This is a genomic window from Sphingomonas sp. HMP9, assembly GCF_013374115.1.
GTDB lineage: Bacteria > Pseudomonadota > Alphaproteobacteria > Sphingomonadales > Sphingomonadaceae > Sphingomonas.
On the sequence record NZ_AP022673.1, the window covers coordinates 1,291,684 to 1,312,573 of the forward strand.

General features: G+C 67.3%; 18 protein-coding genes. 2 read left to right on the top strand and 16 right to left on the bottom strand.

The window, feature by feature from the left end; all coding sequences use genetic code 11:
• Positions 1–51: 51 nt before the first annotated feature.
• The 12 genes from gspN to HMP09_RS05710 form a co-directional block, all read right to left on the bottom strand.
• Positions 52–777, bottom strand: a complete 726-nt coding sequence (gene gspN / locus HMP09_RS05655; RefSeq protein ID WP_176499561.1) for a type II secretion system protein N — start codon at positions 775–777, stop codon at positions 52–54.
• Positions 774–1,250 carry a type II secretion system protein GspM gene (gspM, locus tag HMP09_RS05660; RefSeq protein ID WP_176499562.1) on the bottom strand — a complete coding sequence of 159 codons (477 nt, stop codon included), beginning with the start codon at positions 1,248–1,250 and terminating at the stop codon, positions 774–776. The genes gspN and gspM overlap by 4 nt, the downstream gene beginning before the upstream one ends.
• Entirely contained in the window at positions 1,247–2,341 is a 1,095-nt protein-coding gene (gene gspL, locus HMP09_RS05665) for a type II secretion system protein GspL (protein WP_176499563.1), read from the bottom strand. The genes gspM and gspL overlap by 4 nt, the downstream gene beginning before the upstream one ends.
• Positions 2,338–3,336: a type II secretion system minor pseudopilin GspK gene (gspK, locus tag HMP09_RS05670; protein WP_232090704.1), complete on the bottom strand. Its 999-nt coding sequence runs from the start codon at positions 3,334–3,336 to the stop codon at positions 2,338–2,340. Before gspK ends, gspL begins: the two co-directional genes overlap by 4 nt.
• On the bottom strand, positions 3,323–4,018 hold the full coding sequence (gspJ, locus tag HMP09_RS05675; RefSeq protein ID WP_176498636.1) for a type II secretion system minor pseudopilin GspJ: 696 nt from the start codon (positions 4,016–4,018) through the stop codon (positions 3,323–3,325). Before gspJ ends, gspK begins: the two co-directional genes overlap by 14 nt.
• Positions 4,015–4,350, bottom strand: a complete 336-nt coding sequence (gspI, locus tag HMP09_RS05680; RefSeq protein ID WP_232090706.1) for a type II secretion system minor pseudopilin GspI — start codon at positions 4,348–4,350, stop codon at positions 4,015–4,017. The genes gspJ and gspI overlap by 4 nt, the downstream gene beginning before the upstream one ends.
• A 40-nt stretch (positions 4,351–4,390) precedes the next feature.
• Complete coding sequence (locus HMP09_RS05685; RefSeq protein WP_176499565.1) at positions 4,391–4,861, bottom strand: GspH/FimT family pseudopilin; 471 nt, start codon at positions 4,859–4,861, stop codon at positions 4,391–4,393.
• The gene (gene gspG, locus HMP09_RS05690; RefSeq protein ID WP_443026446.1) at positions 4,836–5,288 is read right to left on the bottom strand and encodes a type II secretion system major pseudopilin GspG; all 453 of its coding nucleotides are present in this window, start codon (positions 5,286–5,288) and stop codon (positions 4,836–4,838) included. Before gspG ends, HMP09_RS05685 begins: the two co-directional genes overlap by 26 nt.
• The gene (gene gspF / locus HMP09_RS05695; RefSeq protein ID WP_176499566.1) at positions 5,285–6,511 is read right to left on the bottom strand and encodes a type II secretion system inner membrane protein GspF; all 1,227 of its coding nucleotides are present in this window, start codon (positions 6,509–6,511) and stop codon (positions 5,285–5,287) included. The genes gspG and gspF overlap by 4 nt, the downstream gene beginning before the upstream one ends.
• A gap of 120 nt (positions 6,512–6,631) precedes the next feature.
• Complete coding sequence (locus HMP09_RS05700; RefSeq protein WP_176499567.1) at positions 6,632–8,173, bottom strand: ATPase, T2SS/T4P/T4SS family; 1,542 nt, start codon at positions 8,171–8,173, stop codon at positions 6,632–6,634.
• 98 nt (positions 8,174–8,271) lie between these two features.
• Entirely contained in the window at positions 8,272–10,491 is a 2,220-nt protein-coding gene (gene gspD, locus HMP09_RS05705; RefSeq protein ID WP_176499568.1) for a type II secretion system secretin GspD, read from the bottom strand.
• Entirely contained in the window at positions 10,488–11,270 is a 783-nt protein-coding gene (locus HMP09_RS05710; protein ID WP_332103268.1) for a type II secretion system protein N, read from the bottom strand. The genes gspD and HMP09_RS05710 overlap by 4 nt, the downstream gene beginning before the upstream one ends.
• 179 nt (positions 11,271–11,449) lie before the next feature.
• Between HMP09_RS05710 and HMP09_RS05715 the strand changes: the two genes are divergently transcribed.
• Complete coding sequence (locus HMP09_RS05715; protein WP_176499570.1) at positions 11,450–12,106, top strand: prolyl hydroxylase family protein; 657 nt, start codon at positions 11,450–11,452, stop codon at positions 12,104–12,106.
• A gap of 192 nt (positions 12,107–12,298) precedes the next feature.
• Here HMP09_RS05715 and HMP09_RS05720 read toward each other — a convergent pair whose 3' ends face one another.
• On the bottom strand, positions 12,299–15,106 hold the full coding sequence (locus HMP09_RS05720; RefSeq protein ID WP_176499571.1) for a TonB-dependent receptor domain-containing protein: 2,808 nt from the start codon (positions 15,104–15,106) through the stop codon (positions 12,299–12,301).
• 130 nt (positions 15,107–15,236) lie between these two features.
• The gene (locus HMP09_RS05725) at positions 15,237–16,865 is read right to left on the bottom strand and encodes a hypothetical protein (protein ID WP_176499572.1); all 1,629 of its coding nucleotides are present in this window, start codon (positions 16,863–16,865) and stop codon (positions 15,237–15,239) included.
• Positions 16,866–17,183: 318 nt separating this feature from the next.
• Here HMP09_RS05725 and HMP09_RS05730 point away from each other — a divergent pair, with 318 nt between their 5' ends.
• A complete protein-coding gene (locus tag HMP09_RS05730; RefSeq protein ID WP_176499573.1) occupies positions 17,184–17,519 on the top strand; it encodes a DUF6481 family protein in 336 nt (111 codons plus the stop codon).
• A 291-nt stretch (positions 17,520–17,810) separates the two neighbouring features.
• On the opposite strand, the gene HMP09_RS05735 is transcribed toward HMP09_RS05730, so the two are convergent.
• Both HMP09_RS05735 and HMP09_RS05740 read right to left on the bottom strand, forming a co-directional pair.
• Positions 17,811–19,274 carry an efflux transporter outer membrane subunit gene (locus tag HMP09_RS05735; protein ID WP_176499574.1) on the bottom strand — a complete coding sequence of 488 codons (1,464 nt, stop codon included), beginning with the start codon at positions 19,272–19,274 and terminating at the stop codon, positions 17,811–17,813.
• Entirely contained in the window at positions 19,274–20,890 is a 1,617-nt protein-coding gene (locus HMP09_RS05740) for a DHA2 family efflux MFS transporter permease subunit (protein WP_176499575.1), read from the bottom strand. The genes HMP09_RS05735 and HMP09_RS05740 overlap by 1 nt, the downstream gene beginning before the upstream one ends.

Genomic DNA, 20,890 nt, shown 5'->3' on the forward strand with positions numbered 1-20,890 from the left:
CCCCTAGCGGGGGTCGTCGCCATCCGTCAACCGCCGACTTGCACAAATCTGTCAAAAACGTCCTTCGATCGCGAGCCGGTACCCATTTGGTCCCGCCACGAACCCGGCCTGTTCGAGCTTTTGCACAGCCAGCGGGTCGGAGGGGCGCAGCGACAATTCGGCGCGGTAGGTGCCTGCGCCTTCGATCCTGAGCGCGATGCTTTCCGTCCCCGCTTGGCTCGCCAACGGCAGCAGTAACGAAGTGCCGTCGCAGCGCGCGGTGCCACTTACCGACTGCGGCAGGGTGATCCCGCCGACGTCGCCTGCCAGCGTCGCACGGACGCGACCCTCGGCGGCCTCGCACTGGCCGTCGCGGAAGCGGACCGACACGTCGTCGAGATCGAGCGCGGCAACGGGGACCGGTGCAAAAACGCGACCGGTGGCGACGGTGGCGGTCATGTGATCGACGCCGAAGCCGTGACGGCTGACGCTTGCCGATCCGCGAATGGGTTTGGCGGACAGTGTTTCGGGACCGGCGAAGACGATCGTCGCACGGCCGACCAGCAGGGGCAGAGGCGACAGCCTGGCGTGAAGGTCGCCCAGTGCGAGATCGCCGAACCGTGCTTCGGTCAGCGTCGCGCCCCAGATCGTCCCCGACACGCGCCGCGCGACGAGCCCTTCGTCACCGACGCCGACCCAACCGAGCACCGCGCGCATCGGCAGGAAGACGATCAGCGCGATCAGCAGCATCCCGCCGAACAGCGCGGCAGGCCCGGTGCGCAGTCGGATCCGCCTCATGCCGCGCGCGCCTTCAACGTGAGCGCGACGGCGACGGTCTTGTCGTCCTTGTCGGTCATCGCCACCGAATCGACGAGGATCCCGAGCCGCTCGAGCCGCGCGAGCCACGCCGTCAGTGCAGCAGGACGCGCCGACTGGATGCCGACCCGCACCCGGCTCGCCCCGTCCTGATCGAGCGAGGCCAGCGCGAAACCGGCCTGGTCCGCCTCGGCGCGCACGACGTCGGCCAACGTACCGGTCAAGGGCGTCGCGCGCGTCCGCTGTATATCCCGCAACGTCGCGACCTGGGCCCGCGTCTCGCCGAGCCGCGTCACCGCGTCGGCATGCCGCTCACGCGCGCTCGACAGGCCATCGCCGACCGGACGGATGATTACCGCCCACAGCAAGGTCAGCACTGCGAGCGCGGCCATGACCAGCAACAGCCGCCGCTCCCGGAGCGAGCGCCCTTCGAACCACGTCCTCAGTCCGGTCATCGTCCGCTCCCCGATGCTGGACTAATCGTGAGTTCGCCGGTCACGCGACCGGCGGCGGCCTGGAACACGCCAGCGCGGACCGAGAAGCCTGCGACTTCGAGCGCGCGCTTCAGGTCGGTCGCCAGCGCTTCCCGCTCGACCGCCACCGACAGGCGCAAGTCGCCGTTCGCCTGGAAATCGAGCGCCGTGACTTCGGTGCCGGGCGTCGCGCGCACCGCCGCGAAGACCGCCGCGGTCGTGGTGGTGAAGCCGAGCCCTGGCCCTCGAACGCGCGACAGGCGTTCGTCGAGCTGGCGACTAGCGTCGACCACCGTCTCGCCGCGCGGCAGGCCCGTGACGGCGACCGTGTTGGCCTCGGCTTCCAGGGCATCCGCGCCGAAACTATATTTGGCGATCCGCACGAGCGAGATGGCAAGCGTGACGGCAAGGATCGTCAGCGACAGCACCGCCAGTCGCCGGATCAACCCCCAGTCGATCGCAAACCGTCGCCGTCGAGCGAACGGTCCCTGCCGCAGGTCGAGCGGCGGCGACATGGCGGCGGTGACGATCGCGGCCTCCAACGTGTCGCGGTCGATGGTCGTCGGCGCAATGCCGCTGGTCACCAGTTCGGTCAGCCGCGCCTCGTCGGCGAACCCGCTCGACGTACCGCGCACTACGCCGCTTCCGGCAAGATCTGCGCGCGCATACCCCTCCTGGGGGCGCGGGAGGAGCATCGGTGCGGGAATGACCGCGACCGGATCGACGCCGGCTTGAGCCAGCATCCGCAGCCAGTCGCGCATCGTCGCGGCACCGACCACGCCGATCGGCCTGTCGCTCGCGCCTTCGTCACCGACCGCGACATGCAGCTCGGCAAGCGGCGACGCGCTCGCCTCGCTCGCCAGAATACGCGCGGCTGCCGTCGCCTGCGCCGCCGATCGCGAGGGCAGCTCCGCCCAATGCAATGTCACGGCATCGGCTGGCGCCACCGCGATCGTCTCGTCGTCCGCGGCGAGGTCGGGGATACCCGCCCCCTCCCCAACGACGCGCGCATCGACGACGCGCATCCAGCGATATCCGGTCTCGCCGGCGGGAAGGAACAGCAAAGTCGTCATGATGGCTCGCCCCATTGCCGTGATACGAGCTGCGCGGGAAGCCGGTTCGCGTCGATCAGCGCACGTTCCTGCATTTGCGTCGACCCCAGCGTCACGTCGATATCGAGCGTGAACCACGTCGACAGCACCTGCGCGTCAACGCCAGGCGCGATATTGGCGGCGCCGAGCAGCGACGCGCCCTTCTGCATCTCGTCGAAGGTCGCATAGCCCTGCACCGGTCGACGCAGCAGCAATTGCTGGGCGCCTCCAACCGACAGCGTATCGGGATACATCATCGCCAACAGCACGCTCTGTTCGGGAAGCAGCGTGTTCACGTTGATCGGCGCGGGCCTGGCGAACGGCAGCGTGCAGATCCACGGCCGGATCTTCGCGTAGATTTCGGGCGTCATGCCGGCGATCGCGCGCAGTTCGCTGGGGTCGCTCATCAGCGTGCCGGCGGTGCGATACGCCGGATCGCGACCCAGATACGCGCCGTCCTCCGCGCCCATCGGCTGCTGATCCTGGTCGCTGTCGATCCAGTCCGTCGTGCCCGCTGCGACCTGTTCGGCGACCTGGACCGGCACGTCGAGCAACCGCATGAGCCGGACGAACTGCGGTCGCACCTCGCCGCGCGCGACGTACACGCCCGGCGTCGTCATGCCGACGAGGGAATTTAGGTTGAAGCAGTTGGCACCGTCACGCACCCGCGCCGTAGCGAAGCCACCCGGCACCGGCAGGCCGAACGGCGTGTTGCTCCAGCCGCCGGCCAACGTGACTCGGCTCGGCTTTGGCGCGAGCAGGTTGGAGACGCGGGTCAGCGCCATCGTCTCCGCCGCCAGCGCATAGGCACGCGCCTGCTCGCCGGTCGCGGCGTTGCTCGCGAGCCGGGTCGACAGCCGGAGTTTCTCCAAGGCGGCGCCGGCCATCACCGCAATGATCGCGACGAGCATGAGCACGGTCAGCAGCGCCGCACCCCGTTCTCGCCCACGTCGGAGTCCGAAATCAGGTGCGCGCACCGGGCGTCTCCTGTCCCGGAGGTGTGGCCGGAGTACCCGGCGGTGGCGTGGTGGCGGGACCACTTCCGTCGGATGGCGCCGGGATATAGCTTGTGCCGACGAGGAACATCTGGCGGAACTCGGTCCCGTCTTCGCGCTGGACGCGCAGTTCCATCGCGTCGGGCAGCGGCCTGCCACTCGCGCCGTCCCAGCGATCGCTCCAGGCGCCGGCGATACGATAACGCAGTCCGACCTGACGAACCTTTGCGAGCAACGCCGCAGGCGGCAGCGGTTGCGCGCCGTCGACCATCGGATAGGCGATCCGCTGGAGCGTCCCCCCATCGACGCGGTAGGCGACCTTCTGCATGCTGGACCGCGCCGCGCCGTCGATATTGCTCCACCCTGCACGGACGAGGCGCAGCATCGGCGTCACGCCCGACCCGCTCTCGCCGATGAACGCGGGAACGCTGGTACCGCCCTCGTCGCGGCTGGAGCGATTCGACGCCTGGGCGAGATCGGCGGACAGTATCGACACGGTCCGGGTCAGCGCGCTGATGTCGTCCAGCTTGGCGCCGGTCGCGCTCTGCGCCTTCACGCTGAACGACAGGATCGCGACACCCGCCGCCGCGATCATGCCGAAGATCATGAGCGAGACCATGACTTCGACGAGCGTGAAACCGGCTTCGGTTTTCGCATGCGTCACATGACCATCCGGGGTGCCGGTCGCACCATCGTCAGGCGGCCGAGTTGCGTGCCGGTCCGGTCCGCGACGGCAACGTCGATCCGCAGTACGCTCGATCCGCCGAGCGCGCTGACCTGCCGCGTCCATGTCCAGGCCTGGCCGCCGTTCGTCTCGACACCCGTGGTCCGGCCTGCCGTCGGTGGCTGCGCGCTGGAGACAGCGTCGATCGCGACGTTGCGCGCGACCATCTGCGCGACCAGCGTCTCGTCGAGGATCGAGGCGCCGCGAATCGTCGCGCTCTCCAGACGCACGAGCGCCATCGCCGCCAAGCTGAACACGGCCAGCGCGACCATGATCTCGATGAGGGTGAAACCCCGTTCGCCAGGGGGCGGCTCAGCCCGCATCGGCGCGCACGCTGCCGTCTGCGTCGATGTGGACGGTCGCCGCCACCCCGCCGCGGTCGAGCCGGATCTCGGCAGGCCGATCGACCAGGCCGGTCGGGTCGAACGTGACGCGCAGGCGACCGCTGGTGTCGCCGATACTCGCCCTGGTGCCGTCGTTCCAGCGCTCGACCCGCATCGGTTTCTCCGCGATCGGTGTCCAGCCGCCGGCCAGCCGCCGGTCGAACCCATAGCCACCACCACTGATCCAGACGCTGACTGGACGCGCCTCGACGATCGCCGAATCATGCGCGGCGCGCGCGCGCAAGGCAAAGCGCGTTGCCTCGTCCAGCACGCGGCCGCGCGGGTCCGGCATGACCAGCATGGCGACCGCAGAGGCAAGGCCGATGATCGTGACGACGACCATCAGCTCGACCAGCGTGAAGCCGCGCTCACGCCTATTGCCAGCTGCCGATATCGGCATCGATCCCCTCGCCGCCTTCCTTGCCGTCCGCCCCGAAAGTCCAGACGTCGGCCTCTCCGTGTGCGCCGGGCGAGGCATAGAGATATGGGCGACCCCAGGGGTCGTTCGGCAGCTTCTTGAGATACCCGCCACGCTGGTAGCGCGAGGGATCGGTGAGACCGGCGGGTGCCGAGACCAGCGCGTTCAGCCCCTGCGTGGTGTTGGGGAAGGTCATGTTCTGGAGCTTGTAGAGCTCCAGCCCGCCCTCGATCTGCGCGATGTCGGCCTTCGCCTTCTGGATCCGCGCGGTGTCGCCCGAGGGCAGCACGTTGAGCGCGACGATGGTCGCGAGCAGCCCGATGATGACGATCACCACCATCAGCTCGACAAGCGTGAAACCCGCTTCACGACGCTTCTTTTTCTCTTCCGGACGCATACGAAACCTCATTGGCCTGCCAGCGTGTTGAGCTGGAGGATCGGGAGCAGGATGGATAGCACGATCGTCGCGACGATGCCGCCCATCACGACGATGATCAGCGGTTCGAGCAGCGACAGTGCGGTGGCGGTGAAGCGGTCGAATTCGCGTTCGAGATAGTCGGCGGCGCGCTCGAGCATCTCGTCGAGGCGACCGGCCGCTTCGCCCGATGCTGCGAGATAGGTCAGCAGCGGCGGGAAGACGCCCGCGCGACGCATCGCGGCGGACAGGCTGCCGCCGCCGCGGATCGCCTCGACGATCTGGTCCGAGGCAAGCCGCAGCCGGCGATTGTGGATCGTGCTCGCGGTGAGGTTGAGCCCGTCGAGCAGCGGCAGGCGGCTGGCGACCATCGTGCCCAGCGTGCGCGCCATGCGCGCCGCGTGAAGATCGCGCAGCAGCCGCCCGAGCAGCGGGATACGGAGCAGCCAGCCGTCGAAGGCGAGCCGGATCGTCGGGTCCTTGAGCGCCTGCCACCCGCCCAGCGCGGCGAGCCCGACGACCAGCAGCATCACCCACCAATAGCCGACCAGAAATGCCGAGAATGCCATGACCATCCGCGTCAGCAGCGGGAGCTGCTGCCCGACCGTGTCGAACTGCTCGACCACCTGCGGGACGACAAACATCATCAGCGCGGTGACGACGCCCAGCGCGACCAGCGCGAGGATTGCGGGATAGGCGAGCGCGGTGATCAGCTTGCCGCGGATCTCGGCCTGGCGTTCGAGCAAAGCGGCGAGCCGGTCGAGGATCGTCGGCAGCGAACCCGAGCTTTCGCCCGCCGACACCATCGCGCGGTAGAGCGGCGGGAAGCTTTTCGGCTCGCGCGCCATCGCGTCGGCGAGGCGGCGGCCCTCGACGACGCCGGCATGGACGTGCTGGACGATCGCGCGGACGCTGTCCTGCTCGGTCTGGCGGGTGATGGTGCGGAGCGATTCCTCGAGCGGCGAGACGCGGTTGAGCGTGGCGAGCTGGCGCGTGAACAGCGTGAGGTTCTTCCCCGACATCTTCGGCGTGCCGAGCTGGAGACCGAAGAGCGGGCGGCCCTTGGTTGCCTGTGGCGGGGCGCCAGGGGTGATCTTGACGACGTACAGCTTGCGCGCGTCGAGCGTCGCGCGCGCGACGTCGATGTCCGTAGCGGCGACGTGACCGCGGCGTTCGGCGCCCTTCGTATCGATCGCGAGATAATCGAAGTCAGCCATGCGGAAGACCCGATGGCACAGATATTCCGTTCGTTTCGAGCGCAGTCGAGAAACGGGCACCACGCGCGGGGACAGTGGTTTCTCGACTTCGCTCGAAACGAACGGGAATTTGTGGTGGCATCATGCCTCCGCCACTTCCGGTGCGACTTCGGTGGTGTCGCGGCGCGAGACGCGGACAGCTTCTTCAGCCGTCGTCTGCCCCGACAGGACCAGATCGCGCGCCGACTGCGCGAGGTTCGGCGACTTTGCGAAGGCGTGCGCGGTGATCTCGGACTCGTGCCCGTCGGTGTTGATCAGCCGGCGGATCGTGTCGTCGATGCGGACCGCCTCGAACACGCCAATGCGGCCCTTGTAGCCGGTCTGGTTGCAGTCCTCGCAGCCTTGCGCGACGTAGACCACTGCGTCCGGGGCGATGCCGAGCAGCGGCGCGACCGTATCAGAAGCGGGCACGGCCTTGCGACAGGTGGGGCATAGCCGGCGGACGAGGCGTTGCGCGATCACCGCGCGGAGCGTGGACGCGAGCAGGAAGCTCTCAACCTTCATGTCGCGCATGCGCGTGATCGCGCCGATCGCGTCGTTGGTGTGAACCGTCGACAGCACGAGATGCCCCGTCAGCGACGCCTGCACAGCGATCTCGGCGGTCTCGCGGTCGCGGATTTCGCCGACCATGACGACGTCGGGATCCTGGCGCAGGATCGCGCGCAGCCCCGCCGCGAAGGTCAGCCCGACCTTCGGGTTCACCTGCGTCTGGCCGACGCCGTCGACCGCATACTCGACCGGATCCTCGACGGTCAGGATGTTGCGGCTGCCGTCGTTGAGCAGACGCAGCGCCGCATAGAGCGAGGTGGTCTTGCCCGAACCGGTGGGCCCGGTGACGAGGATGATGCCGTTGGGTTCGCTCAGCGCTTCGTTGAGCAGCGCGAACAACGCGGGCGGCAGGCCGAGCGCTTCGAGGTCGATGCCGGCATTCTCCTTGTCGAGGATACGCAGCACCACGCGTTCGCCGGCGCGACTCGGCAGCGTCGAGACGCGGACGTCGAGCAGCTTGCCGCCCAGCGTCAGCCCCATGCGGCCGTCCTGCGGCACACGGCGCTCGGCGATGTCGAGCCGCGCCATGACCTTGATGCGGCTGACCACGACGGGCGCGACGTTGGGGGGCATGCGCAGCGTCTCGCGTAGCACGCCGTCGATCCGCATGCGGACGACCAGGCCGCTCTCATACGGCTCGATATGGATGTCGGACACGCCGTTGCGCGCGGCGTCGGCGATGATGCCGTTGATGAGCCGGATCGCGGGGGCGTCGTCGGCGGTGTCGAGCAGATCCTCCGCAGTCGGCATGTCGCCGGCGAGCAGGTCGAGCTCGTCGCCCATCCCGACCGCGGCGAGCGCATTGGCCTGGCCGTCCATCGCGTAGACGTTCGAGAGGAGGCGATCGAAGGCGATCTGTTCGACGAAGCCGACATCGAACGGCCGACCGAGATAGCGGCGGAGTTCGAGCAGGACCTTGGGGTCCGCGCCGGCGCGCATCGCGATCGTCAGGTGCGCGTCGGTGTCGGTATGGTCGACGACGACGCCGAACTTGCGCGCGAAGGCGTAGGGGATGGTGATCTGGGGAAGGTCGGCCACCGTTGAGTCCCCCCCCCGGCGAAGGCTGGGGTCCATTTGGGCAACGGGCTCGATCGAGTCGAGGGGTTCGCCCAATTGGGCCCCGGCCTCCGCCGGGGGGGTGACGAGATTAGCCGGGAAGCCTTCGCGGATGATCATTTCTTCGGCCGCACGACCATCGTCGAGGTACGCACCGGCACCGCGATCCGGGGGTCCTCGATGCTGCCGGGAATCGGCGCCGACGGGATCGGCGGTGCGGCCCCCATGTAATCGCGGACGAGCTGGTCGATCGACGGCTCCGCCCCCGGCTCCTGCAAGCCCTGTTGCAGGCGGACATAGCCATAACGCTGCTCGGTCAGCTTCCGACTGTCTTCCGCGGTGCGCAGGATGGTCGGGCGGATGAAGATCATCAGGTTGGTCTTGGACCGCTGCTTGGCCTTTGACGTGAACAGATGGCCGAGCACGGGAATGTCGCCGAGCAGCGGAATCTTCTCGATCGTGCGGCGTTCATTGTCGTCGAGCAGGCCACTGATGACCGCGATCTGACCGTCGTCGACGGTACGGACGGTCTCGACCTCGCGCTTGTTGAGGATCAGGTCGCTATTGTCGCTCGATACCGGCCCCGCGATCGAGCTGACTTCGAGACGCAGGTTGAGCTTCACAGTGCCGCTCGAGTTGACCTGCGGCCGTACGGTCAGCTCGATCCCGACATTCTGGCGCTGCGTGGTGCGGAAGGCGTTGTCGAAATTGGCGCTGAGCGCCTGCCCCGTGGTGATCGGGATTTCCTGCCCGACCAAGCTGTGCGCCTCCTGATTGTCGAGCGTGACGAGGTGCGGGACCTGGAGCAGGTTCGAGGTCGTGTCGCTCTTCACCGCGTTGATGATCGCGCCGAAGAACGTGCTGCCGATCTTGCCGCCGAACCCGCCAAACCCGCCGGTCGCGGCGAGAATCGACTGGATAGCCGATTGCTGCAGCGCGTCCGCTGCCGCATTGGGCGTGTTCGTTTCGGTGCGCGTGCCGTCCGGCGCGACCACCGTCGTGCCGTTTCCGCCGATCGAGCGCGCGCCGATCGCGCCGGCGATCTGCAGGATGTTGGGCGCGGAGTTCGAGAAGGTCGACGCACCGAACGCGCCGCCGCTGGGATCGCCGACGATGAACTGCGCGCCGAGCGTGCGCGCGGTCGTGTCGGACACTTCGGCGACGATCGCCTCGACCAGCACCTGTTCGCGGCGCGTATCGAGCTGGCGGACGACCTCGTTCAGCTGGCGCTGGATCTCGGCGGGCGCGGCGATGACGATCGCGTTGGCGCCGGCAAAGCGCGTGACGACCGCGGCGGTCTTGCCGCCCGCCGCAGTGATCGCGGCCTGCCCCGATCCACCGCCCCCGCCGCTCGGCGACGGCCTGGACTGCGGAACCTGAGGCTGCGAGAAGTTCGATTGTCCGCCGGACGCCCCGTTGGTGCTGCTCGATCCGAAGTTCGAGCGCGACAACGCGGTCTGCACGGGCTGCGTCGGCGTCTGGCCGACGAGTTCCTGCAATACCGGCAGCAACTGTTCGGCATCGGCGTTCTCCAGGAACACGACCTTGATCTCGGTGCCATTGCGCGCCTTCTGGTCCAGATCGGCGGCGACCTGCGCAAGGCGGGCGACGGTGGTCGGATCGCCGCGCAGCGCAACCGCGTTCGAGCCCTCGACCGCGACCACGGAGGCGCTCGGGCCGGAGGCGGCGCCCCCGCCCTGCCCGCCTTGACCGCCGCCCGTACCGGCGCCGATCAGGCCCTGAAGCGCAGTGGCGATCTCCTTCGCGCTGGCGTTCTTGAGCGCCACGACGCGCGTGGAGGACGTGTCGGTGTCGATCCGGCGGAGGACCTCGCGGATGCGGCGGATGTTGTCGGCGAAATCGACCACGACGAGGCTGTTGCCGCCGCGGTTCGCGCTGACCGAGCCCTGCGCGCTGACCAGCGGGCGCACCGTCTCGACCGCGGACTGCGCGTCGATTGCGCGGAGGCGGATGATCTCGGTGACGTAGCTGTTGCGCGCGGCACCCGCCACGCCGATCCGGCTCGGCTGCGAGGCGGCGTTGTCGAGCGGCTGGACGCGGAACGCACCGCCCGATGTCGGCACCGCGACAAGGCCGTTGGCGCGCAACGTCGATAGGAATATCTCGAAATATTCGGAGCGGCTGAGCGGGCGATCGGTGACCACCGTCACCTTGCCGGCGACGCGGTTGTCGATAATGAACGTGCGCCCGGTGACCTTGGCGGCGTCCGCGATGAACGCGCGGATGTCGGCGTCGCGGACGTTGAGCGTGGTCTGCGCATGGACGCCTGCCGCCAGCGCGAGCGCGACGACCGGACCGAGAAACAGTTTTTTCATTTAGGGGGCGCGATCGTGATGGCGAGCGGCAGGGTATCCTGGCCGCGTTCTACGGTGATGGGGACGTTGCCGCCGCCCGCGAAATCCTTGGCGATACGGTCGAGATCGCCGGGGCCGGAAACGGGCCGCCCGCCGATCGACGTGACGACATCACCATCCTTGAGGCCTGCCGAGCGAAACGCGTTGCCCGAACCCTGCGACCGGACCGTGAGCCCGCTGATGCGCCCGCCGTCGATCCGCGGGATGAAGCCGATCTCGCTGCGCAACTGCGCGACGGGGATCCCGACGACCGGCGCAGCCGCCGCGGTTGCACCGGCCGGCGCCGCGCCCGGAACGACCGGCGTGACGGATCCCGATTGATCGAGGAACAGGTCTTCGTCGGCGCCACCGCGGTCGATCGTGACATGGTCGAACGCAACCGCCTTGAGGCGCACGCCAGGCTGGATCTCGTCACCGACTGCAACGCTCTGCTGGACGCCGTCAGGACCGGCGATAATCGCGGAGCTGCGGCCCATCGCCTCGTCCATCCGCGTGCCGAACAGGGTCAATTGCAGCGACGTGACGGTAGCGGGCGCTCCCGCGACTCCGCCAAGGCGGAAAAACGGATCGAAACCGCGCAGGATATCGGCAGGCGACCCGACCACCACCGGCGTGGCCGGGCGCCAGTCGCCGAGTGGCGTGATCGGCGTCACGACCGTCCACGCCAGCCGCGCGCACTGCACCGCCAGCCCGGCAAGCAGCGCGAGTTCGACTACAGTATAGACATTCACGACCGGCATACGCCGCAAGATACGGCGCGCCCGCGCGTCCAGCTTCAATCGCATCCGCGACCCACCCCATTTTCCCGCATCTCGTCGCGTAGGCATGCCATGTTACAATTCCGCGTCAATGGCTTGCGCATCAATGGCCCACATTCCGATGGGGTAGCGCTCCGGCGCGGGGGTTGGCAGAAGGCCGCATGTCCGATCTTCTCCCGTCCTGCGGCTCCGGCCTGCCCCCCGAACCGGTCATCGCGCGATTGTCGGTACCCGGCGTGCAGCGGGTGCCGAGTGCCAAGCTCGATCTGTTCGTGCGCAAGGACTTCCTGCCGCCGGACCTGTGCGCGGCGTTGATCGCGCGGATCGATGCCGTCCGGCGGCCGTCGACGATTTCCGATTCGAACGGCGATGCGAGCTATCGGACGAGCGAGACGGGCGACCTGTCTCCGCTTGATCCCGTGGCGATCGAGGTCGAGCGCCGGATCGCCGCACTCACCGGCCTCGACCCGGTGCACGGCGAACCGCTCCAGGGGCAGCGCTACGCAGTCGGGCAGGAGTTCAAGGGTCACACCGATTATTTCGAGCCGACCGGCGTCGATTATCAGCGCTATTGCGGGGTCGCGGGCAATCGCACCTGGACCGTGATGATCTACCTCAACCAGCCGGACGCGGGCGGCGCCACGCGGTTCAAGGCGATCGACAAGATCGTTCAGCCCGAGACGGGCAAGCTGCTCGCGTGGAACAACAGGCGGGCAGACGGCAGCATGAACCCGGCGACGCTGCATCACGGGATGAAGGTGCGGTCGGGGGTCAAATACGTGATCACCAAATGGTTTCGGGAAAAGCCCTGGGGCTGAGGTGACAGCATGTCGCCCGCTACAATCCTCCCCCGCAAGGGGGAGGTGGCAGGCACTTGCCTGACGGAGGGGGCGGAAAGGGAAACCGCTGTTCCGTGCCCTCCCCTCCGTCGCCTTCGGCGCCACCTTCCCCATGCGGGGGAGGATTGCTTCGCGGCGTTCGCCGGGGAGGTTCCCTTCTCGCCCCTGTCCTCAGAACGTCGTGCTGATCCCCAGCGTGAACACCTGACCCAGATTATACCGGTTGATGTATACCTGGTTGCCGTTCTCGAACGTCTGGCCCTCGGTAAAGCGCGTCTTGGTAAGGTTGCGCGCCTCGGCCTTCACCTCGAACTTCGCGCCGCGCAGTTCGACACCCTGGCGGGCGACGAGGTCGAGGCGGATGCCGGGCTTCTCGATGATGTCGGGCAGGAAGCCCGTGCCACCGAGGTTCGACGGGCCGCGGTTGGTCACGCGGTCGCTGGCGTAGTTGAACAGCAACGTGATCTGCGACAGCGACTTGGTATCCTCCAGCCCGAGCTGGACATTGACCAGGTGATCCGACTGGCCGGTGAGCGGCGCGCCGTCGCGGAAATTGCCCGTCGCTGGCGCGAACCCGGTCTGGCAACCCGCCACCTTGGTGGTCTGGTCGACGACGTTCGGAACGCAGGTCCCGTCCACCGTGATCGACGACTGCGTATAGGTGTAGTTGGCAATGAACAGCAGGCGGCGCGTCGCGAAGAAGTCGCTGCCGAGCGTGTCGAGCGGCACGTACTTCTGGAACTCAACCTCGCCGCCGTACAGCTTGGCCTTGGGCAGGTTGGTGAAGCCGGTCTGGAGACGATCGTCCGCGCCGGTGTAGAACCCGACCTGCTCGATCGGCTTGTCAATCCGCTTGTAGAACGCGCCGAGCGTGAAGCGCTGATCGCGTGCGAAGAACCATTCGTAACGCGCATCGAGATTGTAGAGCTTGGTATCGCGGAGCAGCGGGTTACCGAAGAACAGGCGATCCGATTCGGGATCGCGGAACTGCTGCGGTGCGAGCTCGCGGAACTGTGGGCGCGAGATCGTCTTCGACGCGCTGGCGCGAAGCTGCATGTCGGGCGCGAAGTTCCAGGTCAGCGTCGAGGCCGGCAGGAAATAGTCGTTCTTCAGCCGCGTCGCCGTCGTGCCGATCGGGGTAACCCGCTCGTCCGCCGTCTCGTAGCGCACACCGATCGTCGCGCGAACACCGTCGGTCGCCTCGGCCTCGGCCTGGACGTAGCCCGCATGGATCCGCAGCGACGCGTCATACTGATACGCGCCGAGCGGGGTGTTGAACTGCAATTCGAGCGAGTTCAGCGGATCGTTGGTATCGATCGCCAGCAGGTAATCCGGCCGAAGCAGATTGTACGGATAGCCCGGCGCGGTGCCACCCCCGCGCGGCGTCTGGTAATTGAACTGCAGACGCGACGACGTCCGCTTCGTATCCGAGTAGAAATAGCCGGTCGACAGCGTCATCGGCCGTTCGGTCGACAGCTTGTACGCGGCATCTGCCTGCCCGCTGTAGAGGTCTTCCTTCAGTTCGCTGAAGATGATCGATGCGAACGGCGAGAAGCGCTGCGTCACCTGATACGCACCGTTGCACTGCGCGCCGCCGGTGCCGTTCGACTCCTGCACGGTGATCGGCTGCCCGGTCGTGGTGGTGTTCGAGCAGAGATAGTCGAACTGGCGTTCGTACGGCGCATTACGCTTCGAATTGGCATAGGCGCCGCGGACGTCGAGCGTCAGCGCGTCGATCGGCTTGAACGCACCGACCAGCTGGCTCTCGAACAGCTGGCGTTCGAACCAGTTGGTGTTCTGCTGGAAACGCAGGCCGCTCGAGTTGTTGTAGGTGGTCGCGGCCGATCCGCGCGCCTGCTTCAACGTGTCGTGGATATAGACGTTGGTTAGCTTGATGCTGTTCTCGCCAAACTCGTAGCCGACGCCGATCAGCGCGTTGGCGACGATCCGGTTGTCAGTCAGCAACGTCTGGAAATCGTTGCGGAGCAGACCCTCGTTGGTAACCGAATCCTGCTGCGTGATGCTGCGAGTGCGGAAGGTGTTGCTCGCGCTGACCGAGGCGATAACGCCGAGACGGCCCGAACCGATGTCGAACACCGAACCGCCGCTGATCTCGCCCGAGAAATTGGCGGGCAGCTGGTTGTTGCGCTGGAGCAGCGAGGTCGAGGCGTTGCTGAGCGTCGCGGCCTGTGCGGCCGAGATATTGCCGGTGCCGCTCGGCGCGTTCTTGATGAAGCTCGGCACTTTCCGCGTGCCGTCGTCGAAACCGATCCAGTCGGCGTCGCCGCCGTAATAGGTGTAGCCGAGTTCGCTGGTCGTCGCGGTATCGGCCGAGACCGAGCCGCCGAACGACAGGAAGTTCTTGTCCGGGATCGCCTTGGTCGTGAGGTTGATCACGCCGCCGCCGAATTCGCCGGGATAGTTCACCGAATAGGTCTTCTGGACCAGCGCCGACCCGACGATCGTGGTCGGGAAGATGTCGAGCGGGACCGAACGACGCAGCGGCTCGGGGCTCGGCAGTGGCGAACCGTTCAGCAGCGACGACGAATAGCGATCGCCAAGGCCGCGAACGTAGACGAAGCCGTTGCCGACGATGCTGAGACCGGTGACGCGCGACAGCGCGCCGGCGATGTCGCCTTCGCCGGTGCGCGCGATGTCCTCGGTCGACAGGATCGACACGACCTGCGGAGTCGCGCGGACGAAGTTCGGGATGTTGCGGCCGACGACGACGATGTCCTCGCCACCATTGGGATCATAGCCTGGCGTCGACACTTCGGCCTGCGCACCGGCGGCCTCTGCACCGGCAGCCTGAGGCGCCGATGTGTCTACCGGCGTCGAGGTCGGACCGGTCTGCGCCGTCGAGGCGGGTGGCGATGCGGCCGGAGCCGGTGCGGCGCCACCCGTTTGGGCGAGCACCGCGGGCGCGACCAGCTGCGAGGTCAGGAGAAGTAAGGTGGCATAGCCGAAGCGCGTTTGCATGGCCGAATATCCAGATCAGGAGTCTATGGGCAAATGCCGGGGCGGTCGTCGAACCACCCCGGCATCGCTGCTCACATCATCGACCGCCACAGTTGGCGAGGCGGCCGACTAAGGGGACGACTGCGAACCGTTACCGGCCGTTGCAGTTGAAGTAGACCGACGTGAAGATCGGCGGACCCTGGTCCTGCTTCGCAGCATCGGCGGCGCGGATCGTCGAGCGATCGGCCTGGCTGGCTTCCTGCGCGATCAGGTTGAGGCAGGCGACCGTCGCCGGCGTCTTCACGATGCCGTTGATGAAGCGCATGTCCGAGCCACCACGCTGGCGGATCGCGGCCGGCGCAAGTGCGGTCTGCAGGAACGTGAAGTTCGAATACTGACCGAAGGTACGCGGCAGCAGGTCCTCGGCACCGTTCGAGTCGATCTCGGTCGAGAACGAGTCGGCGGTTGCACCCAGCAGGCGCTGTGCGGCGATGATGAACTGCATGAAACCGCGATACCCGTTGTCGATATCGTAGCCGTCGTCGTCCGCGCCGGTGACCGCGAAATACTTGATGTTCGTGGTGCCGCCGAAGATCTCGATGCCGTCATCGGCCGAGTTGTGGCTCTGGACGTGATCGATCGTCGTGCCCGAACCGGTGCCGCCCAGCGTCAGGCCCTGAAGCTCGTTGCCGTCGCTGATCGCGATGCCGCTGTAGCGGATCTGGACATACTGCATCGTGCCGCTGTTGTCCGCGGCGGTCGGGCCACCGTAGAAGCGACCGGTGACGCCTTCGATCGCCTGCTGGCAGGTCGTGCTGGTGCCGCCCGCATTGTTCGGACCGGTACCGGTCGCGCAGACCGCGACGGGGGCGCGGCCGAGCAGGATGATCCCGCCCCACTGGCCCTGCGTCGCATCGCTGACGCCGTTGGCGGTCAGGTTCTGCTGCGACGTGAAGATGATCGGCGCATCGCGCGTACCGACGGCGCTGATCTTCGACCCGCGGTTGACGAGCAGGAGGTCGGCAGTGACTTCGGTCGAGTCCGCAGCGACCACCACGCCCGGCGCGATCGTCAGCGTGACGCCGGTGTCCGCACCAGTCGTGCCGACATCGGCGCCGACTTCGGTCTGGCCGCGCAGGCGATAGAATACGCCGGCGATCTTCGGCAGCGTCAGGCTGGACGAGATAACGGTCGGCAGGCGGCAGGCGCGGAACGTCTGGACCAGGCCGTCGTCGATCGTGCCGGTCGGGCACGCTGCGGCGGAGCCACCAGCGCCGACGGCAGGAACCGCGGTGCAGCTGGCGGTCGTGCTGCCGCCGAACTGTGCCGAAGTCGAGTTGCAGGTCCAGCCCTGGAACGCGGTGTCGGTCGGGCCGTTCAGCGCGCCGACGAAGTTCGTGCTGGTGAAGAACGCGTTCAGCGACGACGGATCGGTCGCGGTCGTGGCGGACGTCGCGGCGGTCGGGTAGATGCCGGTCAGGACGTTGGTGCCGCTGACGTTGTTGTTGGTGCCGGCGTTGACGATCGCGAGCTGCTCGTCGGCGCTGATCGTGATCGCACCGCTTGCGATACCACCCGAGGTCGAGGCGAACTGAGCGGCGGTGATCGCCGATGGAGTCGGCGTCGGCGTGGACGGCGTCGGGGTCGGCGTTGCCGGCGGGGTGATGATCACCGTGCCCGCGCCTGGCGAAGCGACGTCGTCGGCACCGCCGCACGCGGTGAGTGCGAGGCAGGCCGTGCCGGTCAGCAGGATCGTGCCGAGGCGAGTAAAGCTGGTCATGCGAAGGACTCCCGAGTCGTACCGTTGTTTGTTCGGATCGACCCAGGCTCCCCCCTGTCGACCGTCACATGGCGGTTAGGCTGGACAGATGACGCCGCGATGCGATTTCAGTTACGCTTGCATGACGATGATATGACGGTTCGATGACTAACGATGGGGCCATGCGCAGTCGCGGGTTGAAAACCGCGCTATCGAACACATCTCTTCCGATCCGGCGCGCGATGATTTACAGGCGCACCCAGCGTCACCGCTCCCAAGACCTCTGGCGCATCCCTGCGTTCGGACGCCAGACCATCATTACAGGATTATTCGACGACAATGGCCTCTTTCAAGGACCCCAGTTTCCAGGACCGCACGAGCAGCGCAGCCGCCGCCAAGCAGAAGGCGCTCGAAGCGCTTCGTGCCAAGCCGCCGATCGACGAAGCCGTCGTCGCCGAACGCCTTGCCGCGCGCGAAGCCAAGGAATTGGCCGAGCGCGAGAAGCGCGCCGCCAAGCGTGCTGCAGAGGACGAGGCCAAGGCGGCGAAGAAGGCCGAGGCCGAGGCCGCTGCTGAAAAGAAGCGCGAGGCCGAAGCCAAGGTCGAGCTGACCGACGCCGAGAAGAAGGCGATCCGTGACGCGAAATATGCGGCGCGGAAGAACAAGAAGAAGTGATAAATGGGGCGGTCATGATGCCGCCCCGCTACGGCGACGTTACAAGCGGCTTGCCCAACTGAGAACGCCACCCCGGCGAAGGCCGGGGTCCAGTTGGAAAGGTCGCGGTAGTGACGCGCAGCGCTCAACGGGCGATGTATCCCAACTGGACCCCGGCCTTCGCCGGGGTGGCGCCAGCAGAACCAGTTCCCCAACGTCCTTGTTCTCCCGCGAAGGCGGGAGCCCAGACTGTTCTCCCGCCTTCGCGGGCGAACAGTTGAGTGGCGATGACGGACGGGTCGAGAGCGACCCCTACTCCGCCTGCTCCCAACCGCCCCCCAACGCCTTGAACAGCGCTACCGTCAGCTGGCGCAGCTGCGCATCGCTCGCGACACGCTGCTCGCGCGCGGCCAGCACGTCCGTCTGGGCATTCAGCAGCGTATCCTGTGCCACGAACCCGGTGCGGTACTGCGACTCCGCGGCGTTCGCGCTGCTCTGCGCATCGACCACAGCGCGCTGCAACGCTGCATTGCGACGCCGTTCGGCGGCGATCTGCGCAAGCGGATCCTCGACATCGCGCAACGCTTGCAACACTGTCGAGCGATAGCGGAGATACGCCTGCTCGCGATCCTCCTCGCGTGAATTCACGGTCGACTTGCGCCGGCCCCAGTCGAGCAACGGAAACTCTGCCGCGCCGCTTGCGGTCAGCTGGAGGCTGTCGCCCGAGAACAGATTGCCGAGCGCAGTCGAGATCAGCTGGCTCATGCCGGTCAGGCTGAACTTGGGATACATGTCCGCGACCGCCACGCCAATATCCGCGGTCGAGGCAGCCAGGTCGCGCTCGGCCGCACGGACGTCAGGCCGACGACGCAACAGCTCGGAGGGCAGGCCCGCCGGGATCGCCGGTACACCAAGCGGTACGACCGACGGCGCGGCGAGTTCGGTCATCAACGTCGCGGGCGGCTCACCGAGTAGGATCGCCAGCGCGTGCATGCGGACATCGACATCGGCGCGGACCGGCTCGGCGCGCGCCTGCGTCGAGGTGATCGAGGCGCGCTGGCGCGTGACGTCGATCGGCGGGACGAGGCCGACCTTGGCGATGTTGCCCGCGATCGTCAGCGCGCGTTGCTGGTTGGCGATCTCGCCCTCGATCGTCGCAAGCTGCGCCTGGTCGAGCCGCAACGCGAAATAGGCCTGCGCGACTTCGGCGGCGAGTGTGACCGCCGCGTCGCGCTTCGACCAGACCGCCGCCTCGGTCCGCGCCCGCGCACCCTCGGTGCTGCGTCGGACGCCGCCGAACAGGTCGAGCTCCCAGCTAGCGTCGAACCCGACGGAATAGGTCGTGATCCCACTGCCGGGCAATGCGATACCACCGGTCGAGCCGGTGCCGCCCGCCCCCGTGCCACCGCTGAACGCGCGCGCGATCGACGAGAGGCCGGCGTTCTTGCTGAACTCGATATGGCTCGGGCTTGCGCTCGCGTTGACGCTGGGCAGCCCCTGGGACCGCGCAACGATCTCCTGCAGTCGCGCCTGGCGCACGCGGGAGGCGGCAATGGCGATGTCCGGATTGCCCTTAAGCGCGCGCTCGACAAGGCCGTCGAGTTGCGGATCGCCGAACGCCGACCACCAGCGTGCCGGATCGACGGTCGCGCCGACCGTGGCTTGCGGCCCGACGAACGCGGGCGGCACGGCCATTTCGGGCGCGACGTAATTCGGGCCGACGGTGCACCCCGCGAGCAGGGCCGCAACCGCAACCACCATGAACCGCGCACGCATCAATGCATCCCTCCCGAGGGGGCGCCGCCGGTCTTGCCGGAGCGCATGAATAGAACCAGTGGCGCGACGACCAGCACGACCACCATCATCGCGCGGAACACGTCGAGGAAGGCGAGCATCGTCGCCTGCCGCTGCATCTGGCTGTAGAGGACCGCAAGCGGCGTGGTGGAGGGATCGCCCTGCCCCGCAAACGCGCCCGCCGCCTTCTGCATCCAGTCGTTGTAGTTCGGATCGAGTGGATTGAGCGTCTGGGTCAACTCCGACTGATGCCGCTGCAACCCACCGGCAAGCTGCGTCTGCGCGAAGCAGATGCCGATCGTGCCCCCGAGATTGCGCGAGACGTTAAGCAGACTCGACGCCTGCGCGGTCTGCGTTTGCTTGAGGCCAACATAGGCGATCGCGTTGATCGGCACGAACAGGAACGGCAGCGCCATCGCCTGGAACAGCCGCGCGAACGCCGCATCGGAAAACGCGATGTCGGCGGTCAGGTGGCTCATGTTCCACAGCGCGAACGCCTGTACCAGCAATGCCGGGAACAGGAGGAAACGGACGTCGACTAGACCGCTCAACCGCCCTGCGAACGGTACCATGACGAGCGTCGCGAGGCCGCCCGCGGTGAGCGCCAGGCCGGCGTCGAGCGAGCTGTAGCCGAGCACCTGTTGCAGCATCTGCGGGATCAGCTGCGTCGTGCCGAACAGGATCATGCCGGTGACGCCCATCACGCCGATCGTCAGCGCGAAGTTGCGGTTCTTCATCAGCTTGAGATCGATCACCGGGTCCTTGTGGTTAAGTTCCCAGACGACGAGGCTGATCAGCGACACCGCGGCGATGATCGCCGACATCACGATGAAGCCGCTGGCGAACCAGTCCTCGCGCTCGCCGCGATCGAAGGTGAGTTCGAGGAAGCCCAGCCCAAGCGCCACCAGCGCGACGCCGACATAGTCGATCGTCAGGCCGTTCTTGAAGCGCTCGTCACGGTCCTTCTTCACCTGGTCCGGCTCGTCGACCAATGCCTCGACCAGGAACCAGGCGAGGATGCCGACGGGCACGTTGATCAGGAACACCCAGTGCCAGCTCGAATATTCGACGATGTACCCGCCGAGCGTCGGCCCGAGCACGGGGCCGACGACAACGACGATCGCGAACGCGGCGAACGCCATGCCGCGTTGCTTGGGCGGAAACGTATCGGCGAGGATCGATTGCTCGACCGGCGCTAACCCGCCGCCGCCTATCCCCTGCAGCACGCGAGCGACGACGAGCGTCCCGATGTTCGGCGCCAGGCCGCATAGGAGGGAAGCAAACGTGAACAGTGCGATCGACAGCAGGAAATAGCGCTTCCGCCCGATCGCGTCGGACAGCCAGCCCGAGATCGGGATGACGATCGCGTTGGCGACGAGATAGCTGGTCAGCACCCACGTCGCCTGGTCGGTGGTGATCGACAGCCCACCCGAGATATGATCGAGCGCGACGTTGGCGATCGAGGTGTCGAGCACCTCCATGAAGGTCGGGATCGAGATGATCGCGACGATCAGCCACGGGCTGTGCTTGCCCGCCGCCGACCGGCTCGGCGACCAGCTATGGCCGCCGCCCGCGTCGACCTTAGCGGCCTTCGCCAC